This window comes from Chryseobacterium sp. 1B4, from assembly GCF_036631475.1.
Taxonomy (GTDB): Bacteria; Bacteroidota; Bacteroidia; order Flavobacteriales; family Weeksellaceae; genus Chryseobacterium.
This window is the reverse complement of the sequence record NZ_JAPNUF010000011.1, coordinates 189,639-211,222: the sequence shown is the minus strand read 5'-3', so window position 1 is coordinate 211,222 and position 21,584 is coordinate 189,639. Positions and strand designations below refer to the sequence as shown.

At 38.8% G+C, this 21,584-nt stretch carries 25 protein-coding genes and 1 pseudogene; 17 read left to right on the top strand and 9 right to left on the bottom strand.

What is annotated here, in order from left to right; translation table 11 throughout:
* Positions 1–154 precede the first annotated feature (154 nt).
* The 3 genes from OWR28_RS23015 (at position 155) to OWR28_RS23005 (ending at position 3,691) form a co-directional block, all read left to right on the top strand.
* Positions 155–763 carry an AMP-binding protein gene (locus OWR28_RS23015; protein ID WP_332388672.1) on the top strand — a complete coding sequence of 203 codons (609 nt, stop codon included), beginning with the start codon at positions 155–157 and terminating at the stop codon, positions 761–763.
* Positions 763–3,261: a thioester reductase domain-containing protein gene (locus OWR28_RS23010; protein WP_332388671.1), complete on the top strand. Its 2,499-nt coding sequence runs from the start codon at positions 763–765 to the stop codon at positions 3,259–3,261. The genes OWR28_RS23015 and OWR28_RS23010 overlap by 1 nt, the downstream gene beginning before the upstream one ends.
* 139 nt (positions 3,262–3,400) lie before the next feature.
* Positions 3,401–3,691, top strand: a complete 291-nt coding sequence (locus tag OWR28_RS23005) for a hypothetical protein (RefSeq protein WP_332388670.1) — start codon at positions 3,401–3,403, stop codon at positions 3,689–3,691.
* A 16-nt stretch (positions 3,692–3,707) separates the two neighbouring features.
* Here OWR28_RS23005 and OWR28_RS23000 read toward each other — a convergent pair whose 3' ends face one another.
* A complete protein-coding gene (locus OWR28_RS23000; RefSeq protein ID WP_332388669.1) occupies positions 3,708–4,184 on the bottom strand; it encodes a YdeI/OmpD-associated family protein in 477 nt (158 codons plus the stop codon).
* Positions 4,185–4,263: 79 nt separating this feature from the next.
* On the bottom strand, positions 4,264–6,468 hold the full coding sequence (locus OWR28_RS22995) for a S46 family peptidase (protein ID WP_332388668.1): 2,205 nt from the start codon (positions 6,466–6,468) through the stop codon (positions 4,264–4,266).
* A gap of 86 nt (positions 6,469–6,554) precedes the next feature.
* Between OWR28_RS22995 and OWR28_RS22990 the strand changes: the two genes are divergently transcribed.
* On the top strand, positions 6,555–6,989 hold the full coding sequence (locus tag OWR28_RS22990; RefSeq protein WP_332388667.1) for an META domain-containing protein: 435 nt from the start codon (positions 6,555–6,557) through the stop codon (positions 6,987–6,989).
* Positions 6,990–7,172: 183 nt separating this feature from the next.
* Here the strand turns inward: OWR28_RS22990 and OWR28_RS22985 are convergent, their stop codons facing one another.
* The 5 genes from OWR28_RS22985 to OWR28_RS22965 all read right to left on the bottom strand — a co-directional run bounded on the left by OWR28_RS22985 (position 7,173) and on the right by OWR28_RS22965 (position 11,399).
* Complete coding sequence (locus OWR28_RS22985; RefSeq protein ID WP_332388666.1) at positions 7,173–7,499, bottom strand: hypothetical protein; 327 nt, start codon at positions 7,497–7,499, stop codon at positions 7,173–7,175.
* 6 nt (positions 7,500–7,505) lie between these two features.
* The gene (locus tag OWR28_RS22980; protein ID WP_332388665.1) at positions 7,506–9,674 is read right to left on the bottom strand and encodes a collagen-like protein; all 2,169 of its coding nucleotides are present in this window, start codon (positions 9,672–9,674) and stop codon (positions 7,506–7,508) included.
* Between the two features lie 143 nt (positions 9,675–9,817).
* Positions 9,818–10,054: a hypothetical protein gene (locus tag OWR28_RS22975; RefSeq protein ID WP_332388664.1), complete on the bottom strand. Its 237-nt coding sequence runs from the start codon at positions 10,052–10,054 to the stop codon at positions 9,818–9,820.
* Positions 10,055–10,060: 6 nt separating this feature from the next.
* Positions 10,061–10,534, bottom strand: coding sequence for a T9SS type A sorting domain-containing protein (locus OWR28_RS22970; RefSeq protein WP_332388663.1), 474 nt, complete (start codon positions 10,532–10,534; stop codon positions 10,061–10,063).
* Between the two features lie 229 nt (positions 10,535–10,763).
* Positions 10,764–11,399 carry a LytTR family DNA-binding domain-containing protein gene (locus tag OWR28_RS22965; protein ID WP_332388662.1) on the bottom strand — a complete coding sequence of 212 codons (636 nt, stop codon included), beginning with the start codon at positions 11,397–11,399 and terminating at the stop codon, positions 10,764–10,766.
* 192 nt (positions 11,400–11,591) lie between these two features.
* On the opposite strand from OWR28_RS22965, the pseudogene hflX reads away from it, so the two are divergent.
* The 10 genes and pseudogenes from hflX to OWR28_RS22915 all read left to right on the top strand — a co-directional run bounded on the left by hflX (position 11,592) and on the right by OWR28_RS22915 (position 18,629).
* Positions 11,592–12,813 (top strand): annotated as a pseudogene (hflX, locus tag OWR28_RS22960) (GTPase HflX).
* Positions 12,813–13,448, top strand: coding sequence for a DUF4919 domain-containing protein (locus tag OWR28_RS22955; protein WP_332388661.1), 636 nt, complete (start codon positions 12,813–12,815; stop codon positions 13,446–13,448). Before hflX ends, OWR28_RS22955 begins: the two are co-directional and overlap by 1 nt.
* A 20-nt stretch (positions 13,449–13,468) precedes the next feature.
* Positions 13,469–14,755, top strand: a complete 1,287-nt coding sequence (locus OWR28_RS22950) for a sodium:proton antiporter (RefSeq protein ID WP_332388660.1) — start codon at positions 13,469–13,471, stop codon at positions 14,753–14,755.
* A 20-nt stretch (positions 14,756–14,775) separates the two neighbouring features.
* On the top strand, positions 14,776–15,492 hold the full coding sequence (locus OWR28_RS22945; RefSeq protein WP_332388659.1) for a DNA alkylation repair protein: 717 nt from the start codon (positions 14,776–14,778) through the stop codon (positions 15,490–15,492).
* Positions 15,493–15,656: 164 nt separating this feature from the next.
* Complete coding sequence (locus OWR28_RS22940; protein ID WP_332388658.1) at positions 15,657–15,911, top strand: hypothetical protein; 255 nt, start codon at positions 15,657–15,659, stop codon at positions 15,909–15,911.
* Positions 15,901–16,062, top strand: coding sequence for a hypothetical protein (locus tag OWR28_RS22935; protein ID WP_332388657.1), 162 nt, complete (start codon positions 15,901–15,903; stop codon positions 16,060–16,062). Before OWR28_RS22940 ends, OWR28_RS22935 begins: the two co-directional genes overlap by 11 nt.
* 1 nt (position 16,063) lies before the next feature.
* Positions 16,064–16,288 (top strand): hypothetical protein, encoded by a 225-nt coding sequence (locus OWR28_RS22930; protein WP_332388656.1) that lies wholly within the window; start codon positions 16,064–16,066, stop codon positions 16,286–16,288.
* Between the two features lie 17 nt (positions 16,289–16,305).
* Entirely contained in the window at positions 16,306–16,698 is a 393-nt protein-coding gene (locus OWR28_RS22925; protein ID WP_332388655.1) for a hypothetical protein, read from the top strand.
* 53 nt (positions 16,699–16,751) lie between these two features.
* Complete coding sequence (locus tag OWR28_RS22920; RefSeq protein WP_332388654.1) at positions 16,752–18,320, top strand: hypothetical protein; 1,569 nt, start codon at positions 16,752–16,754, stop codon at positions 18,318–18,320.
* Positions 18,321–18,629, top strand: coding sequence for a hypothetical protein (locus OWR28_RS22915; protein WP_332388653.1), 309 nt, complete (start codon positions 18,321–18,323; stop codon positions 18,627–18,629).
* A gap of 32 nt (positions 18,630–18,661) precedes the next feature.
* Here OWR28_RS22915 and OWR28_RS22910 read toward each other — a convergent pair whose 3' ends face one another.
* On the bottom strand, positions 18,662–18,799 hold the full coding sequence (locus OWR28_RS22910; protein WP_332388652.1) for a hypothetical protein: 138 nt from the start codon (positions 18,797–18,799) through the stop codon (positions 18,662–18,664).
* A gap of 48 nt (positions 18,800–18,847) precedes the next feature.
* Here OWR28_RS22910 and OWR28_RS22905 point away from each other — a divergent pair, with 48 nt between their 5' ends.
* From OWR28_RS22905 to OWR28_RS22895, 3 genes are all read left to right on the top strand, one after another.
* Entirely contained in the window at positions 18,848–19,225 is a 378-nt protein-coding gene (locus tag OWR28_RS22905; protein WP_332388651.1) for a hypothetical protein, read from the top strand.
* A gap of 357 nt (positions 19,226–19,582) precedes the next feature.
* Positions 19,583–19,921, top strand: coding sequence for a DUF6122 family protein (locus tag OWR28_RS22900; RefSeq protein ID WP_332388650.1), 339 nt, complete (start codon positions 19,583–19,585; stop codon positions 19,919–19,921).
* Positions 19,922–19,987: 66 nt separating this feature from the next.
* Positions 19,988–21,058 (top strand): calcium:cation antiporter, encoded by a 1,071-nt coding sequence (locus tag OWR28_RS22895; protein ID WP_332388649.1) that lies wholly within the window; start codon positions 19,988–19,990, stop codon positions 21,056–21,058.
* Positions 21,059–21,153: 95 nt separating this feature from the next.
* On the opposite strand, the gene OWR28_RS22890 is transcribed toward OWR28_RS22895, so the two are convergent.
* Positions 21,154–21,534: a group III truncated hemoglobin gene (locus OWR28_RS22890; RefSeq protein WP_332388648.1), complete on the bottom strand. Its 381-nt coding sequence runs from the start codon at positions 21,532–21,534 to the stop codon at positions 21,154–21,156.
* Positions 21,535–21,584 lie beyond the last annotated feature (50 nt).

Genomic DNA, 21,584 nt, shown 5'->3' with positions numbered 1-21,584 from the left:
TCATTTTTACAACTATAATGAAACGCATTTAGTACATAAACTGTGGTTATACCTTATACCCTGGTGTGTCCTTATTTCATTTCATTTAAAATTATTCTACAGAGGATGAAAGCCATTGATTACTAATTTTTTAAACCAATCAAAATTTATTACTATGTCAAACACAATTCCCTCATCAGAAGCCCAATCAATAGGTTCGGCTGTATTGCTGTCATCTGAAGACAGAGAAAAACTTTTAAACGGATTCAATAAAACAGGCTGGGACTATCATCATGAAGAAACATTGGAATCCCTTTTCCGGAAACAGGCAATCCTTCACGCGGATAAAACAGCTGCTGTTTATCAGGAGCAGGAAATTACCTACAGAGATCTGGACCAGAGAAGCAATCAGGTAGCTAACTTCTTACTAAAACATGGTGCGAAAGAAGGACAATATGTTCCTGTCTGGCTTGATCGTTCTTTAGAATGGATTATTGCTGTTCTTGGTGTTATTAAAACGGGAGCTTCGTATGTCCCTGTAGATCCTGCTTACCCTGCGAAAAGAGTAGAATATATTCTTTCCGATACTTCTTCAGATCTCATTATTACCAATCAACACCTTAAAGATCTCTTATCAGAATCCGGAAAAGAAAAAGTATTTGACCTGAGCAGCATGGAAAACCTCAATCATTTACCTTCGCATCATCCTGAGATTAAAATTCACAAAAAAGCCTTGCCTATACAATTTATACATCAGGATCAACCGGAAAGCCGAAGGGAGTAATGATAAGCCATCAGGCTATACAGCATCTGGTAACGTGGCATAACCATCATTTTCATGTGGATCACAGTTCCAGGCTAACTCTTGTTGCAGGATTGGCATTTGATATCTCAGTATGGGAGGTCTGGTCGGCGCTTACCTCAGGAGCAACCGTTTTTATTGCAGACAATGAGGATAGAACAGAGGCTCAGGCATTGGTAGATTACTATAGAAAAAATCATATTACCCATGGCTTTGTACCTACGGTTCTAGCTCCTTCTGTAGTAGATCTTACCCGGAATTATAATGACCTGAAATTAAAATATCTCTTTACGGCAGGAGAAAAGCTGAAGCCGGTGCTTACTACGGAATTAAGCTATGAGCTGATAGATTATTACGGTCCTACAGAATGTACTGTATATGCTACCTTCAAAAAAGTGAAGGATATCAACGGGAAATATGTTTCCTCTATTGGCAGGCCCATTGCCAATGCAAAAGCATATATCCTGGGAGAAAATATGGAATTGCTGCCGGTAGGAGCTGCCGGAGAATTATGTATCGGCGGAAATCTTTTAGCAGAAGGATACCTTAATAATGAAGAGCTTACTCATTCCAAATTTATTATGAACCCGTTCAGGGAAACAGAAAAACTTTACCGTACCGGAGATCTGGCCAGATGGAAGCCGGATGGTGAGATTGAATTTCTGGGAAGGATTGATAATCAGGTGAAAATTCGTGGATTCAGAATTGAATTGGGAGAAATAGAACGTTCACTGATCAGACAGGAAGAAATCAAAGAGGCTGTGGTCATGGGAAAGGAAACGGAAGGGAGCACCAAATACCTGATTGCTTTTGTTGTATTAAAACCTGAAATGGTAACAGATATTTCTTCAATCCGTAATGCATTGAAGGAAGAGCTTCCAGGTTATATGATTCCTGCCCAGATTATTTTTATAGATGCCATTCCGTTAACAGCCAACGGAAAAACAGATACCAGGGCATTAAAGGAACTGGCTGATCAGGAAGCAAAAGAAGTAATTTCATCTGAGCCGCCAACCAATGAAACGGAAAGGATTATTGTGGATGTCTGGTCTTCTGCTCTGGAACGTCCAGTTATCAATATTACAGATAACTTTTTTGACATCGGAGGAAACTCCCTGTTGGTAGCAACCGTTGCTGTTACATTACAAAGGAAGCTTGATGTAAAGGTTTATCTGCGGGATATCTATCAGTATCCGGTATTGCAGCAGCTGTCAGAGAATCTTATAGCCAGGTCCGGAGAAATGAGAAACGCGGTTCCGGCAGAAGATGTGGAGCCTTATGTTGAATTACAGAAAGATGTTTATCTGGCTCCCGGAACTGTCTTTGCGGGAGGATTTGATCCCGGACAGGTAGAAAACCCCGGAACAATATTTTTAACGGGAGTTACAGGATTTGTAGGGATTCATCTTTTACAGGAGCTTCTGGATACTACTGATGCAGATATCTATTGTCTTGTGAGAGCTCAGGATGAATTTGCTGCAATGGAAAAGATTGGAAGATGTTTTAAACAATACCACATCCCCCATAAAGATGAACAGAAACTGAGGATTATTCCTGTGATAGGAGATCTGGCATTGCCATCTTTAGGGTTGTCTGAAGAAATATTCGCCAGGCTGGCAAAGCAGGTAGATGTGATCTATCATTCCGGAAGCTCAGTAAACTTCATTGAACCCTATTCCTATATGAAAGCTCCGAATGTAGAAGGATTAAGAGAAATCATAAAGCTGGCAGGAGCAGAAAGAACAAAATGTCTTGCTTTATTATCCACAATCTCAGTATATAGCTGGGGACATATATTTACAGGAAAAACAGTAATGCTTGAGTCTGATGATATCGAACAGAACTTAATGTCCGTAAGTAAAGATATAGGATATGTAAGAAGCAAATGGGTGATGGAGGCTGTGGCAGATTTAGCCGCTAAAGAAGGGCTTCCGTTAATCACCTATCGTTTGGGATATGCAATGTGCCACAGCGAAACAGGTGCAAGTGCGTCCTATCAATGGTGGTCGGGATTAGTGAAAAACTGTATAGAGTTCCAGTCTTACCCTGCTTTAACAGAGCTTAGAGAAGGGCTCATTACGGTAGATTATATGACCAAAGCCATGGCGCATATCACAAAAAATAAAGACGCAATAGGTAAGAAGTTCAACTTAATTGCCCGCCCGGAAACAAATCTTACGCTGGAAGACTTCTTCAGATTGATGAAGCAGTATTATCCGTTTACACTGGAAGCGCTTCCATACAAAAAATGGCGAAAACAATGGGAGGATGACAGTAAAAACCGTTTGTATCCACTGACAAGCCTTTTCAGGGATAATATGCATGAAGGCTTATCCACGGTAGAGCTTTATCAGAATACCTATATATGGGATTGTTCCAATGTGATCCGATTTCTGGAAGGGTCCGGGATTCAGGAACCGGTGTTTGATAAAAAAATACTGGATTCCTATTTAAAGTACCTGGGAATTCCGGTTGAATAATATTTGAATTATTAAGGTCCAGACAGTTTCTGGGCCTTTTTTATTCGATGAATAATACGTCGAGTTTTGTCGTAATGCAAAGGGATATTTGTACCTCTTAAAAAAGATAATAATTAATTAACCGGAAAACAAATCATAAATGAACAACTTTATTGTATTGTCTAAAGATTTTGCTGCCAATGAAAGTGCGGTAGTAGATATTAAATGGCTGGGATACACAAACCCGTTGGGTGCACTTACATTTCGGAATAAAACGGGACAGTATGCAACGTTTATCTGGCAAAGAGAGATCACTCATAACAGAGGAAAAACAGGGTATTTTAAGGAGGTAATCAATGATTTAGGAGTAAAAGTGAATCATTATGACGGACTTATAACGGTTACCAATGGAGGAGGAAAACAATATCTGCAAGGAGAACTGAAAATATAATGCAATGGGAAGGAGATTATATCCCTTTCTTCCCATCCAAAATCATCTGAACCATTTTTACCTTTCGGTTTTCCCTGGTTTCAGGTTTCTTGGCTTCCTCAATCCAGCGGATATATTCTTTTTTGTGGGTGTAGCTCATCTTATCAAATAAAGCCTTTGCTTCAGGGTTTTGTTTAAAAACAGAGGTGATGTCATCTGCAATTTCAACCATTCTTTCTTCTTTATCTTCCATAAGAGATACAGAAACCTCATCTCCGAAGGTTTTACCAAGCTGTTTTCTGACTTCCTGCGTCAGACCTAAAATATGGCAGTCAGATTTCATTTTGGCCAGGCTTCCGCGGTATTCAACTTTATCGTCAAACAGGGCTTTAACCTTTACCTGTCCTTTTTTATTAAACAGCTCTTCCGTAGAAAAAGGAAATTCTACAAATGCAGCATTCATTGCTCCGTTTTGCTGAATAACAGCTCTGAATTTAATAGTTTGATGATTCATGTTGAAATATTTTTAATAATCAAAAATAAAAAAACCGTGAAAGTAAATTTCACGGTTTTCAAAAATATATCAGATAAGATTATTTTTTAGCTTTCTTAGGCATTGCTGTAGTACCTGAGTTTTTAGTTTTTGTATCAGCCGGAGTATTGGCATCTCTTACAAGCTTCAGCTCGTCAATTAATCTTCTTGCTCCTGCAAACTTATCAATTGTCCAAAGAACGAAACGAACATCAACGTTGATCGTTTTCTGCCATTCAGGCTCGAATACGATATCACCGCTTAATGCTTCACTGTTTCCGTCGAAAGCAATACCGATAAGGTTTCCGTCGCCATCAATTACCGGGGAACCGGAGTTACCACCTGTAATATCGTTGTTAGAAAGGAAGTTTACAGGCATATAACCTGCAGCATCAGCATACTGTCCGAAATCTTTAAGATTGTAAAGGTCGATCACTCTTTGAGGAAGATCAAACTCTTCATCACCTTTCTTGTATTTTCCAACAAGACCGGTCATGTCTGTATAATAATTATCCGTAATCCCGAAATAGTTTCTGTCATTTCTGATGGGTAGTTTATCTACCGTACCGTAAGTTAATCTCATGGTAGAGTTAGCATCCGGGTAGAATTTCTTTTCAGGCATAGCCTTCATTAGACCCGCTAAGAAAAGACGGTTGTTTTTGGCAAAAAAGTCATCTATCTTAACAAATCTTTCAGTGCTTATCTTTTGATCTGCCATAATTCCGTTAGCAGCTTTCCAAAGTGGGTCAGCATCAAGCTTCAGTGCATCCGGGTTCAATAGGAAGTTCGTTGCAGAAGTTTTATTAGCGAAAATTGAAGAATATGCCAAATTAGAAACAGTCTTGGCATCAAGCCCTAAAATAGTAGCAGAAGCAACGTCCGGGTTTTTAACTCTTGCCTGATAAAGGCTGGTCATAGCAGCAAGCATTTCTCCTTCCAAAGACGGATTGAAGTTTTCATAGGCAGCTTTGATTGCAGCTTCAGTTTTAGGTTTCATTGCCAGTCTTCCCTGCATATCCTGAGCTGCATAAGTTTTAAGAACTGATCCTAACTGTAATGCAAGGGTAATATATTTTGCATTTCTTGTAAACTGTGTAGCATAGTTTCTTTCAACATTTCTGTCAGATACTTGTTTGTAATAGGCGCCTATATCTTCTAAAACTCCATTGTATTCCTCATTTCCTGGCATTGCAGCCCATTTATTGTACGTTTCTTCAATCTTTTGTTTGTCAGAAATGGTTCCGTTTTTCTCTACTGCATCAATAGTACCTTGTCTGTTTTTCCAGTAGTTAGCTACAGAAGCATATTGAGAAGCATAATTAAGCTGGGTTGCTTTATCCTTGTCCATGTATTTTTTCATAACATCCATGGCCGTTTTGGAAGCTTCAACCCATGCCGGGTAATCTTTGGTTACCATTTGCTGAATTCCGTAAGAAGTCAGGTAACGGTTTGTTCTTCCAGGATATCCCAGGATCATTGAGAAGTCACCAGGCTTGATTCCTTTAAGAGAAACCGGAAGGAAATGCTTAGGCTTCAAAGGAGTGTTGCTTGGAGAATATTCAGCAGGGTTTCCTGCAGCATCAGCGTACACTCTGAAAACGGTGAAGTCTGCAGTGTGTCTTGGCCATTCCCAGTTGTCTGTATCTCCTCCGAATTTTCCTAATGATGAAGGTGGAGCACCTACCAATCTGATATCTTTATAATCCTGGTATACGAAATAGTAAAATTCATTTCCGTTGAAGAAATCTTTTACTACTACAGTATATTTTCCGTTTTCAGAGTTTTCTGTCTGAATAGCTTTAGTTTCAGCATCGATAACAGCTTTTCTCTCTGCTCCGGTCATATTGTTGTTTAGCTTGGAAGTGATTCTTTTGGTAGCATCATCCATTCTCACTAAAAATCTTACATAAAGATCCTTTGCATTGAATTCGTCTTTCTGTTTCATTGCCCAGAAACCGTTCTTCAAATAATCTTTTTCTGGTGTAGAAGCCGCAGCAACAGCCCCATAACCACAGTGGTGGTTGGTAAATATAAGTCCTTTATCAGAAACAATTTCCCCTGTACAGAAACCACCGAAACTCACGATAGCATCTTTTAAGCTTGAATTGTTCACTGAATAAATTTCTTCAGGCGTAAGATGCAGACCCTCTTTTTGCATATCAACACCGTTAAGTCTTTTGATGAGCATTAGCAGCCACATCCCCTCATCCGCCCTCATCTGAGCAAAGCCCAGTAAGAAAGTGAATAGTAGAAATAGTCTTTTCATTTTATAAAATAATTTTTGTGTCGCTAATTTACTAATTTTTACGAGATTCTGTCCCGGGTTGGTATGAAAATGGGATGATAATCCGCATGAAAAAGATACTATTATCACTTTTTACCGCTTTACTTTTAGGAGTTGTTTTGAATTGCTCTGCAATACCGGATAAAAACCCATCTCTCCAAAGGCAGTGGATGTTGATTTCTTTTGATGGCTTTTCAAAAGATCAGCTTGTTGCCCGCAAAGCAGAAATGAATCTGACGGCTGCTATTGTAGAAGGTAAAATTCAGGGGAACGCCTATATGGGATGTAATCAGATGTCTTTGATGTCCGAATTTAAAAAAGGAGGAAAGGTAAAGATTTCAAAAGGAGTTAGTACGGCGAAAGCCTGCGAGGATATGGATCTTGAAACATCTTTTCAGAAGAAAATTGAAACCATGACCAGATATTCTGTTGAAGGACATTTTCTTACCCTATCCGATGATCATGGTCATACAATGAAATTTGTAGCTGCTGATTGGGATTAATAATGCAGCCGTCAATATAAAAAGTCCGCTCTTTGGCGGACTTCTTTGTTTGAAAAATCTAGTTTGGTTATCAGCTTTTTTGTGGTTATCAGTTTTGAGAGTTATTAGTTTTTAGGGATAGTTTTCTTTATTTCTTCCAGAGTTGCTGTGTTGGGCAGCCCGGTAACAGTCGCTTTTGTGTTCCTAGAATTTATATTGTGATATGCCTGTCTGTTGGGGATTGTTTTTTATGTCTTCAAGACTTGCCGTATTGGGAAGAAGGTTTCCCGAATTGTCTGAAGCAGCTTTGGGTTTGGAATCCTGTTTTTTAACGGCAAGGCCATGATCAGAAGGCAGGCCGGTATTTACAGTGGTCTTTTCTTTAGCTTCCTGTATGAGTTTAGCCTGCTGTTCCTGCGCCTGTTTTACAACCAGTGTTTGATCTTCCTCTGTAGGGGTAGTCTTTTTATTTTCCTGAGCATGGATAATGGTGCTGAAAAATAATAACGGGATAATATATGCTATTTTCATGACGGCTTATTTTATGTTGACTAATACTTGAATTTTTCCAATCTCTTTTTGGTCATAATCCTGAAGCGCTTTTCCGATGACCTGTCCTACTTTTACCTTTTTAAGACTGGCTTTCATTGCAACACCTGGCTTAGATGAAGTTACCAGTAGATCACCTCTCTTTATTTTTCCGTTTTCAAGACATACCTTGGTAGGAATTACACCAATGACGCCCATGGGAGCTTTATTGGAAATATCAGTGTCAATATTTTCCTCCGTAAGAAGTACACCGGGTTTTGTGGCATACACTCCGGCAACAAGATTAGAATAAGGAGTTGAAGATTTTTCAACGGTTCTGTCCGCGCTGGTTGAGATCACAAGAATATCCCCAGGTTCATACTGAGAAATATTTCCGTTTACATCAAATGCTTCAGCAACGTCGGCACCGCTGTTTTGGGTTCCGCCGTTAAAAAAGCCTCTTCCTGCTTTGTTGATTCTGGCAACATTTGCTCCGGCACTTTGTAAAATAGCAAGATCTCCTGAAGAACCTGTATGGTTAATAGACAGAGCAGATCCTGTACCTGAATTGGTTACATACAGTACCGGCTGGCTGTTACTGATATTGAAGTTGGAAAATCTACCAGCCTTTCCGGTACCGAAGTTGGGAACCCAGCCATAAATTGCATTTCCTGTGCCGTCTACCGTTGCTTCCACTCCGTCTCCGCTATTGGAAGCATTGGCGGTGATACCATTACCGTTACCATCTGCAATGGCAATCAGTGCAGGACCATTACCTGCCGGATTACTGGCGTGGAATAATCCCGCATATCCTCCCGTACCTGAAGAAACTCCATAAATCCCTGCCGTACCGAAATTGGCAAACTGTGAATTGACTTCTCCTCTTACGGCAGCCGAAGTTCCGGTCACTTTATCTACCTTAAAATTCCCTGCGATACCGTTTCCAACAGTAGTTACTGTGATAACATCGCTGGTGTTGGATTCATTGAAAATATTAAATCTTCCGGCCCGCCCTGTAGAAAAAGAAGGTACCCATGCGTAAAGGGCGTTTCCGGCCCCATCAATATTGGTTTCAACACCATTTCCGTCTTTGCCTGCATTGGCTGTAATGGCGTTTCCGTTACCGTCTGTTAAAGCGATCAGTGATGCTCCGTTTCCGGCAGGATTGGAAGCATAGAATAGCCCGGCGCGTCCACCAGTACCTGAAGAAACTCCAAAAATAGCGGCCGCACCAAAATTTCCGAAAATAGTATTGACTTCCCCTCTTACGGCTGCTCCAACGCTATTGGTATTATTGAGTAGAAAAGACGCGGCATTGCCTTTGGTATTATCAGGGATATTTCCATTTCCGTTAGATATCACTTCAAAAGTATTGGCATCAGTATTTGTATTGTTGAAATTTTCAAATCTTCCGGCACGGCCTGTACTGTTATTTAACCCTACCTGTCCGTAAACACCGATACCTGTTCCGGATGTATTGGTTGCAACAAAACCTCTTACTCCATATCCACCTCCATCATTTCTGCCTACTACTGCTCCTGCAATATCACTGGTAGTTCTGCCCACTACTGCTTCTCCGCCTCCGTTGTTATCTCCTACTACCCCGGCTGAAGTAACTGCAGAAGTCATTCCATGTACCCCAAATCCAGCTGCTGTAGAACTTCTTACTCCGGCTCCGTTTCCTGAGGTCGTAACATTTACAACCGTACCATTTCCTACGCTGGATGCACTGAGAGCAACATTATTATTCGCGTTGTTGAAAATTGAAATGCTTGCAGGAATTCCGTTATTACTGGTAGCAGTAAGACCGGTTCCTGTATTACTGTTGGCATAAACCCCGGTTCCGTTAGCACTGGCATTACCATATACCCCTAATCCATTGGGGGTAACTCCGTATACACCCCATCCGCTTCCGGCCTGGCTTCCGTAAACCCCTACTCCAAGTCCGCCTGTTCCATTATTAATACCACGTACAGCACTAGAAAATCCACCAGGAGAAGTACTGTTTACAATCCCCCTTACTGCAGAAATATTTGATGTGGTCGTATTATTTACTCCCTCAAGGGAAGTACCATCTCCATCGTTGACCAATGAAAATAAAGTGGAAGCATTATTAACGCTTGTGCTGTAAGGAATGGCAAAGCTTCCACCCCCGCCGCCTGCAGATTTGGCATACATAGCATAGGGCACACTCAGCAGCTGGCTGGTTCCTGCTATGGTATAGTTGGTTCCTCCGGCAGGATCTGTTTCTGTTTTTAAATAATAGCTTCCAGCAGGCCAAGCAATGGTAGAGAATGTTCCGGTAAGTACAGTTCCCGTTCCTATTTCAAGACTGATGAGTCCGTTGGCATTGGTGTTCCCGGTGAGTCTTTCAGAGTAAACTGCGGCTCCGGCGGGGATCCCTGTAAAATGCTTACTTTCACAGCAATAGCTTGATTGGCTAAAAGTTGTCCGGAACCGTTTCTCATGACAGCCTGGTAGCTCATTTTTTCCGGTGCCTGAGAAAGTCCCATAAAGAAACCGGTCAGGATCCAGAACAGTGATAATATTTTTTTCATGGCGTTTTATTTTTTAATGATTTTAAAAGTTTTAATATTTTCTCCATTTTGGGTAATCCTGATGATGTACATGGCTGAAGGGAGTGAGGAGAAATTAAGCTCAGATTTTGATTGTGAAATCTTATCTTTTTTTACCAGTTTTCCCTGGCCATCAAATAGCTGATATTCTGATCCTTTAAAATTATTTGAGGTAAAATCCAGATACAGATAATCTCTGAAAGGATTGGGATAGAGCAAAATGCCAGATAATTCAGAAGAATTTTCAACGGTGGTAAGGGTGATGATTTCGTAAGGCTGTTGAACGCCTTCCAGCACTTGTCCTGTTCCTTTTTCCAGATAAACCGGCTGGCCTACGCTGTAAGAAACAAAACCATTAGCTGCTGATGTATCCAGCCCGGTTGCCAGAACTGCAGATTGAGCGTGCAGTATGGGGATGGAAAAGACAGACAGAATAATACAGTAAATAGATATTCTTTCCATGGATAACAGTTTTGGTGATTAATAGATGTGTTTTCTGAGGGGAATTTGGGAAGACTAAATTACCACGAATCTCAATCAGATGACAGGAAAATAGACCAACGGCAGAAATAATCGACCAATGGCATTTATGAATAACAGCTGAATTTTTGTATAAACTTTTAAGGATTGAAAAAGGAAAGATTATCCTTGTAGGTTCTGCCGATAGGTAGCTTTATTTGATGGGCAAGTTCTATTTCATGACAGCTTTTTCCACGGATAAGATGACGTGGGACAGCATAGCTTCTGTGGATTCTGACGAAGGAATCAAAACAGTTTTTTTGCAGAAGGTCCCCAGGGAATTTAAGATGCAGTGATTTTTTTCTAGGGTAATGATCCTCGTATAATCTTTCAGCGCTTCCAGGTACAGGATATCTTTCATCTTAATCTGAAAAACATGTCCGCCTTCTTTTATCTTGAGACAGTTTTCACCTGTCATGGCATCATAGCATTCGCATTTTTGCCTGGCTTCAAAAAAATCAAAAAGCTTCTCCATAGAGTAATGAAATCGTTCTGCGGTAAGAGGTTTGGTAATAAAATCTAAAGTGTTGATTTCAAAGGTTCCCGCAGCCAGTTCAGGATGTGAGCTTACAAAAATACACGCAGGGATCTTATGGGCCAGTTTCCGGAATTCAAGCCCGTTCATACCGTTTAAATTGGTTTCGGTAATCAGAAAATCAATAGGAAGGTCAAGATAAGGAATAGCCTTTTCTGCAGAGTCAAAAGAGGCAATAATTTCAATATTCTGATATTGCCTGATATAATGCTGAAGAACCAGCCTGTCCAGTTCATCATCATCAATAATCATACATCTGATATGGGTAATCATGATATTCCGGAGATTAGTTTTTAATTTAAATAAGTAAAAATCAGAAATTTATTATATAAAGTTATTAATTTTTTAAACATCTTCCGTCAGTTAACTTAAATTTATATTAAAATATATTATTAAATAAAAATTGATTTTGTTTTTTTCTGAAAAATATTAACTTGTAAAAATCATAAACATAGACAGAATTTAATGCTAGAAAAGAAAGAACATAACTATGAGAAAGCGGTCCTGGTGGGTGTTATTACCCAGAATCAGGACGAAGAAAACTGACGGAGTATTTGGATGAACTTGAGTTTTTAGCTTTCACAGCAGGAGCAACCGTACAAAAACGTTTTACCCAAAAACTGACTCAGCCTGACTCCAAAACCTTTATCGGAAGCGGAAAAGCCATTGAGATAAAAGAATATGTAAAAGAAAACGAAATAGGAACAGTCATTTTCGATGATGAACTTTCACCTTCACAGCTTAAAAACCTTGAAAGAGAAATGGAAGTTAAAATTCTGGACCGTACCAATCTTATTCTTGACATTTTTGCCCAGAGGGCACAGACTTCTTATGCAAGAACTCAGGTAGAATTAGCCCAGTATCAATATCTTTTACCACGATTAACAAGAATGTGGACCCACCTTGAGCGTCAGAAAGGGGGATTGGGATGAGAGGTCCCGGTGAAACGGAAATTGAGACTGACCGCCGTATTATCCGAGACAGAATTACATTGCTGAAAGATAAACTTAAGACAATTGACAAGCAGATGGCTACCCAGCGTAACAACCGTGGAAAGGTAGTTCGTGCAGCCCTGGTAGGATATACCAATGTAGGAAAATCTACTCTGATGAATTCCATTTCAAAATCTGAAGTTTTTGCAGAAAATAAATTATTTGCAACACTGGATACTACAGTAAGAAAAGTAGTGATCGGGAATTTGCCGTTTCTGCTTACAGATACAGTAGGATTCATCAGGAAATTACCAACCCAACTGGTGGAATCATTTAAATCTACTTTGGATGAGGTTCGTGAAGCAGATCTTCTGATTCATGTGGTAGACATTTCTCATGAAAGTTTTGAAGATCATATTGAATCTGTAAATCATATCCTGATGGAAATCAACGCACATCAGAAACCAATGATTATGGTTTTCAATAAAATTGATGATTTCAGCTATGAGAAAAAGGATGAAGATGATCTTACCCCTTCAACCCGTAAAAATATTTCACTGGAAGAATGGAAAAAAACATGGATGGCAAAATCAAAATATCCAACGGTTTTCATTTCTGCCTTAACGAAGGAAAATTTCCCGGAAATGAAGAAAATGATCTATGACGAGGTCATGAAAATTCATATTTCCAGATTCCCGTACAATGATTTCCTTTTCGAATATTTCGATGATGAGGAAGAAGAAAGCAACAATTAATGAAATATCACTTTTTCCTTTTATTCATCGTGTTTTCGGTTTTTGGGTTCAGCCAGAAATCAAAAATTGATTTAAAAGCTATTGAGAAAAGCCTCAAAAATTCTGATTCTCCTTACAATTACGAGAAACTTATTTTTAAGTTTAAAGGATATCCGAAGTCTTTAGACAGTATAGAATCACAATACCTGTACTATGGAAGAAACTTCAGAAATGATAAGATAAGCACATCTGAAGACCGCTTTAAAAATCTTGTGGATGCTTTTAAGCAGAATAATTTTGCAGACTGCATTAAGCAGGGAAAGGCATTATATGATAAAGACCCTACCAACCTGGACATTTTGCTTATTCTGCTCAGGGCATATGATTCTTTAAAGGATGGAAATAACTTTATCCATCACTTGAACCAGTTCCGTGCACTTACTGAAGGCATAAAAGGCTCAGGAGACGGGAAATCCGAAAAGACAGCTTATATTGTCAATTCTGTAGGAGACGAATATATCCTGCTCAACATCCTGAATGTAGGACAGGATTATAAAAGAAGTTCAAAGCCGGCCAAAGATGGCATGTTTGACATCTGGGAAAAAGACGGAAAGCAGATTTATATTAAAATACTTTATTTGGAACTAACCAATTAATCTCAAAATAAAAACACTTAGTGGAATTATATTATTCATTTTCAGCATTAATCGTATTAGCGTCAATATTTGCCTATCTTAATTACAGGTTCTTAAAACTTCCGAGTACCATCGGAATTATGGTGATCGCTATTGTGGTCTCTATTTTTCTGGTAATGTTCGGGGAAACAGTCCTTCCGAGAACTTTCGGACACCTTCACAACCTGATGGACAGCATCGACTTTACAGAGGTTTTGATGGGAGCCATGCTTAATTTTCTTCTTTTTGCAGGAGGAATTCACATTAATATTAATGACCTGAAGGAGCAGTTCCGGCCGGTATTGATATTTTCTACGGTAGGTGTTGTTATTTCCACTTTTGTAGTAGGTTTCGGGATGTTTTATTTACTGCCTTATGTAGGGATTAATCTTCCTTTTATCTACTGTCTTGTTTTTGGAGCGCTGATCTCGCCTACAGATCCCGTTGCGGTTCTGAGTGTCCTGAAACAGGCACATGTTTCCAAATCACTGGAGACAAAGGTTGCCGGGGAATCCCTTTTCAATGATGGTATGGCAGTAGTGGTTTTTACCGTTGTTCTGCAGCTTGCCATTGGAAAAGAAGTGGATCTTGGAGTTGAAAACATTGGTTTACTGCTGTTGAGAGAAGCCGGAGGAGGGATTTTGCTGGGAGGATTGCTGGGATGGGTGACTTCCAGACTGATGCGTGAAGTGGATGATTATATTATTTCCGTGCTGGTAACACTTTCAGTTGTGATGGGAGGGTATCTTATTGCAAGACAAATGCATATCTCCGGACCATTGACGATGGTAGCCGCAGGATTATTTATGGGGAATTTTAATGTGAGATTTAAAATGAAATCCATTACTCAGGATTATCTGATCAAATTCTGGGAACTGATTGATGAAATCCTGAATGCCGTATTATTCCTGTTCATAGGATTTGAGCTTCTGATGATTAAAGATCTCAGACACTTCATGATTCCTGGTCTGGTTGCCATTGTGGTCGTTTTATTGGCAAGATTTATTTCTATCTGGGGGCCTTCAAAATTTACTTCTCTGAGGAGAAGTTTCAGTCCGCAGACCGTAAAAGTGCTGGTTTGGGGAGGAATCCGTGGGGGAGTGTCTATTGCATTGGCAATGTCTATTCCTAAAAGTGAATACAGCCAGATTATCTTAAGTATTACCTACTGTGTCGTGGTCTTCTCAATTATTGTTCAGGGGCTTACCATTGCTAAAGTAGCCAATCCTAATAAGATTGCCAAAGAGGAAGAAGAGCAGGAGAATATCACTGCAGAAGAAAAAGCTTAAACGTAACAGACATTCGGAATATGAGTATTGTAAAAGAGATACAGGAAGCATTAGCTGTTCTTTCCATCCCTGAAAAGGCAGCATTCTTTCCGAGATTTTTTAAAACCGGAAAAGGAGAATATGGTGAAGGCGATTTGTTTCTGGGAGTAAAAGTTCCTGATCAACGCTCTGTTGCAAAGGAATATTACCCTAAAATAAGCCTGCAGGAACTCAGCATCTTACTGTCTTCAGAATACCATGAGCATAGATTAACGGCTCTTTTTATGCTGATTTTAAAATTTGAAAAAACAAAAGATAAAACTGTAAAAGAAGACGTGGTCGCTTTTTATCTTGATCATCTTCCTTATGTCAATAACTGGGATCTGGTAGATTCTACCTGCTACAAAATTTTAGGCAGGTATGCTTTTGAAAATCAGAAAGAAAACCTGCTTAGAGAACTTTCGGAATCTGAAGAGATGTGGCATAAGAGAATCGCTGTAGTGGGGACGATGCATTATATAAAAAAAGGTTCATTTGACCTTACAAAAGAATTTGTAACCAGAAATATGAAGCATCCCCATGATCTGATGCATAAGGCAAACGGATGGCTGCTTAGGGAGATGGGGAATAAGAATGAAGGCGAACTGATCAGCTATCTGAATTCGTATTACAAAGAAATGCCGAGAACCTGCCTGCGTTACGCTATAGAAAAGCTGGATGAGGACCTCCGCCAGGAATATCTGAAAGGAGATATTTAAATACAATAAAACTACAATTGTATTGTTTCCGTATTAAAAGGTACCGGGAAACAGCTATTTATGCTCAAAAAATAAAAGATTGTAAGGATGTAAGGCCGGAATTGAGTAATTTTGTGCTTTTAAACCCAATCATGAAAAATTTTCTCAGATTATTTCTTCTATGTATGCCTTTACTATTTCTGACAAGCTGTTTCGATATTCTTGATAAAGTGAATGTGAAAGCTGACGGTACGGGAGAGTATACCATAATTTTGAATGCCAGCAAAAGCAAAACAAGACTGGCGTCTATCTCCAAAATGGAAACCATCAACGGAAAAAAGTTCCCAAAAAGGCGGAGATTGAAAACAAGATCAATGAAGCAGCAAAAATTTTTAAAGCAACTCCGGAATCAGCAATGTGAAAACATCTGTGGATTTTGATAATTATATCATCAGACTGAGCTGTAATTTTAAAAAGATTGAAAACATCAATGCCGGCCTGGAAAAACTGAAAGCTCAGAAAATTTTGGGCCAAATGGTCCCTACGCAGGTCTATAATCAGAATCCTGAAAAAGACATTCACCAGAAATAAGGTGAATACTTTCAAGGCTGATTACGACAAGTTGAGCAAGGCAGACAAAGAAGTTTTTAATGATGCAAAATATACTTCCATCATGCAATTTGAAAATACGGTGAAGTCACAAACCAATAATAATTATATACTTTCACCCAATAAAAAAGCACTCAAACTCGATGCTGATATCCTGGATCTGATCCTTCAGAAAAAGCAAATCCAGAACACAATTCTTTTTCAATAAATTTCTAAACTATAGTCATGAAATCTATCTTATTAAAAACACAAAAAATTATTTTCGTACTTTTTGGCTTTACGTTGGTTTTAGCCCAGAGCAGCATGAAAATCCCTTCTGATGCTGTATTTTATATGGAGGTCAACGGAAAGCAGCTGAATAATAAAATCAACTGGAATAAACTGAACCCTTTGCTGCATGAGCTCAGCAAAAAAGCAAAGAAAATCTTTCATGGACAGATTACTCCAAAACAGGAATCAAATACAATGCTGTTCAGTATCACTATGCAAGCTTTAATGATTCTATTAAGACGTATAATACCCACTTTATCATCGATAATAAGGAAAAGTTCCGAATTTATTAATTCAGTGAAGAAAAAGGGCAGGAAGTTTCCAGCAGAAAAAACTATTCTTATGTAGATATCAATGATGATGTCTTTGTTGCCTGGAACGGAAGCCGTGCAGTTCTCAGCATGATCAGCTATACCAAACCTTATAAAGATCTCTGGGCTACAGAAGCCGTTGCAGACAGTACTTCGGTGGTAGCCGCAGACAGCGTTGCTGTAGATGCCGGGGATACAGCGTATACGGATGAACCGGAAAAGCCTTTTGATTATAAAGAAGAAATCAAAAACCTGAAGGAGGATATTAAATATCTGAAAGAAAGTATTAAAGATAACAACAACGAAATCGCAAGAATTCAGAAAGATATTAAGTATCTCCAAAAACATCATAAATACCCTGAAGAAAAGGAAAGCGCTGAAAGTCCCGAAAATGGAGAAGAGATGCCTGATACCGCTTATGACGAGGAAGAAGAAAAAGCCTTCCGGAAAGAGCAGGATTCTATCCGTAGAGAAAACTTCAGAATCGTTAAAAAGAATGCTGAAGAAAGGTTTGATCAATACTTCAGTTCCAATTTGGAAATTGAAGTTCCTGAAGAAATGCTGAAATTCCGGGATTCCAATTCTGATGTTTTTGTGTACACAGATTATGGAAGAATTGTGAATGAAGGAATCTATGGCAAGATGACGAAGTTCTATAGTTATGATAAGTTCTTCCGGAATATGTATGATTCCAATTATTCATACAACTTGTATTTCGACAAAGATAAAGTAAGGCTGGTTAATCATTATCAGCATAAAAATGCTGATATTCAAAAGAATATTGCGGCCGTTTATAAAGGCAAGAAAAACAAAAAACTGCTGGCGCTGATCAATGAGAAAAGTGTTGGTTACTATGCCATGAATGTCAACGGGGCAAAATGCTTTGATATGATGTATAGTCTTCTTCAGAGCTCCGGGGAGAACGAGTACAAAAAAGAAATGGAACTGATCATGGAAACGATGAAAATTGTTCTGGATGAGGAGGCCATTACGAAAATAGCTCCCGGAAACGGAATATTCGTTTTGAATGAACTGAAATCCAAAACAGTAGAGTATACGGATTACGAATATGATGCAGACTTCAATGAAAAAGAAGTAAAGAAAACCAAAGAGATTGCTGTTCCAAACTTTACCTTCGCTTTCGCAACGGAAAATGAAGGATACTGGAACCGTATTTTTGATGTGCTGGCGACCAACAAGAAATTTTCCAAAAGATTCTCTAAAAAAGGAAATCTGTATACATTCAAAGAAGAGAAAGACGGAGGATATATTGACCAGCTGTTCTTTACGGTAAAAGACGGAATAGTATACCTGATGAGTTCTGCCGACAATATTTTATCCGTAAGCCAGTCTGAAATTTCCAGAAAATGGGCAAAGGATTCGGCCAAATACCCTTTGTCAGGAAGACTGGATATCAGGAAGCTTTTGACCGGTTTAGATAAAGAATTCAAGAGTGCGAAAGAAAGAAGAGCACTGGATGCTGTCAGAAAAAATATGGGAGAGTTATACTATAAAACGGAAGTAGAAGGAGAAAGCATCCGGACTGAAATGGATTATAATATCAAAGATTCTTCAGAGAACAGTTTAATGTATTTCTTTGATATATTCGATCAGGTTTTTAAAACAAAAGAAACGGAAAAGAAGCCACAAATTTTATAGATGAATAAAAAGAAGATTATTGTCCCATTACTTTTATTGCTGGCTGTTTCAGTGTATTTTATAGTTTTTCGTAAAGATAAAAAACTAAGATATATTCCTCAGAATGCAGATGCGGTTGTTTTAATTGATACTAAGAAATTAACGGGGCAATATCTCTTCAGCTGGCTTACACATCCCTCAGGATGGTCCGGAAGTAAAGCAAAAGTAAAAGCTCCGGCCCGGCCAAAGACTCAGGAATCAGAATTCCTGATTTTTTACAGATTTTCCATATTAAAGATACCGGATTCTCTGAATGGTATACCATTTTAGAAATTAAAGATCCACAGAAATTCATTGCCTGTTTAAAGAAGCGAAAGTTTACCGATAAAGGAAATAACTGCTTTCAGAAGGGCCAGTTTTTCGTTAGGGTAGAGGGGAACAATTGTATTGCAGGAACTTCTGATTTTGGTTTTAAAACGATTCAGAAACAGATTCTTCATCCTTCTGCAAATCATATTTGGGACGCAGATCAGCTTATTCACAATACATTGGGAAGTATTTCATTCATTTCCGGGCAGAAAATTCAAAATTTTTCTATTGAACTGAACGATGATGAAATTGAGATCAGGAATAACTCAGATTCTGAAATTTTTAATGATATAGCTTCAAAGCTTCAGAAAGGAAATCATTTTCTTGAACTGGAATTTGACAAAGAAAATATCAGAAATTTTACCCGTTTTTTCAGTAAAGGCATTGCGGATTCCTTACAGGCAAACTCCTTAAAAGCTGTTGCAGATCTGGAACAGGTCAATGATACCATTATCAGTTATGAATATGATGACAACTTTAATGAAGTGGAAAAAAGACCTTTCAGAAAATTACACAGCCCAATTATATTATTGATCTTCAAAGCGGTAATGCCGTAAAAATATGGGAGTATTTCCAAACTAAGAAATGGATCAGTAGTGAAAATCAATTCACGGCTATTCCTTTTCAGCCCAATAAGATCAGTTTGAGTAATAATAGGGTTGTCATACAATCGGCCAGGAAACCAGTAAAGTTATCACCTCAGGTAAGCGAAAATTACTTCCTGATCAGGAATAATGCTTTGCTGTATTCATCTTTAAAATCACTGACTGACAGTGAGAAAAAGATCATTTCAGATATTGATTATATCCTGTATGGGAATAAAGCTCAGAATTATTGGGTGAAAATAAAAGCAAAGAAAAGAGATTTACCCCTAATTTTACGGTGGTAATCTAAACTGAAAATATATACCATTAATGGCTTCATCTGAAATTGCTCTGCTTAAAACATGTACACATTATTTCTTACATTTTGTGTTTCCGGTATTTATAGCATTGGCTTTTTATCCTAAGAACTGGAAAAAAGTGTATCTCATTTTATTGGCAACGATGCTGGTAGATCTGGACCATCTTTTTGCCCATCCTGTTTTTGATCCGTCAAGGGAAAGTATTGGGTTCCATTTTTTACATTCGTATTATGCGATTGCGGTGTATTTTTTGATGTTGTTTTTCAGAGGCAATATCAGAATTGTAGGAATTGGACTTCTGCTTCATATGTTGACAGATTATCAGGACTTTAACTTCTGGCCTCATTAAAATAACATTAATAATTTCTTTTGATATTGAAAATATTATAGATTTTTTGTATTTTGTAGTCACTTTATGAGACTTAAAGAATTCTTACATTACACCTATATTTTTCCTCTCCTTGCGGTAGGGTATTACTTTTCCGGACTGATGGGAACGGGAGTTCTTTATGATATTCTTGCCGGTATTTTGTTAATCGGAAGTGTTTTATCAGCAGTGCATCATGCTGAAGTTGTAGCCCATAAAGTAGGGGAGCCTTTCGGAACTATTATCCTGGCTCTTTGTATCACCATTATTGAAGTAGCGCTGATCATCTCGCTGATGGTTGCCGGCGGAGATCAGGCGATCACGCTGGCCAGAGATACTGTTTTTGCCGCCGTAATGCTTATTCTTAACGGAATTCTGGGGATCTGTATTCTTGTCGGAGGTGTTAAATACCATGAGCAGTTCTTTGCAAGAACCTCAGCCACTACTTATCTGGTAAGCATTGTTTCTATTCTGGTGCTTACGCTGGTCCTTCCCAATTTTACTTCAAGTGTTAACGGACCTTTCTATAACGAAGCTCAGCTTATTTTTATATCCATAGCATGTCTTATCATTTATGGTATCTTCCTGATGGTTCAGACGGTGCGTCACAGAAGCTACTTTATTGTTCCGGATGAACATCCGGAGGAGCATTATATTCCTACATTGGGCAAAACACTGATAAGCTTTGTTTTCCTGCTTGTTTGTCTGGCAATTGTAGTGCTTATGGCAAAAGGATTATCAGACACGATTGAAAATATGGTAAGAAGCCTGGGAGCGCCAAAATCCCTTGTAGGAGTAATTATTGCAGCCGTTGTTCTTCTTCCTGAGGGTGTAGCTGCTATCCGCGCAGCACGGGCTAACCAGATTCAGTCCAGTTTAAATCTGGCATTAGGATCTGCATTGGCAAGTATCGGATTAACTATTCCTGCGGTTTCAGTGGTGTGTATTATGTACGATATACCCTTGGTGCTTGGCCTGGACAAAAAAGACGTTATTTTGCTCTCTTTATCCGTATTTATCGTAATGCTTTCCCTTAGTCGCGGAAAAACGAACATCCTGTACGGGACCGTTTTATTAGTGAATCTGGCTGCTTATATCTTTACCGTAATCGTTCCTTAAAAGAGAAAAAGCAAAAGGACAAATCGCAGAAAAGTAAAGTGAATCTAATCTGCTTATTGAGTATCCCGGATCCCGCATCTCGGATATATTTTCCCTTACAGCCTTCTGGCCAGATCCATTTTGAAAGCCATCAGCTTTGCTATATTTTCGGATTTGTAGATAGCCATGTCAGCATTTTCTCCAACAAAGTTTTCTTCAATAGTAGTTCTCCAGAGCTCAAGCCATCTGTTAAAATGTTTCTGCTCCATGGCCTGTATCTCATTAATCGGGAAGTGTACCCCCATAGGATTTCCTTTATAGGTCATCTGCCCGAAAAGGATAGATTCCCAGAAAGAATACATTTTAGGAAGATGTTTATCCCAATCTACTTTAGCGATATCATTAAAAAAGAATCCTATGGTTTCATCTTTAACTACCTTTGCATAAAATGAGTTGACAAGGTGTTCAATGTCCTCTCTCGATTCCAGTTTTTTCATACTTCAAATGTACTCCAAAATCGATTTAAAACTCAAATGAATCAGTTGAT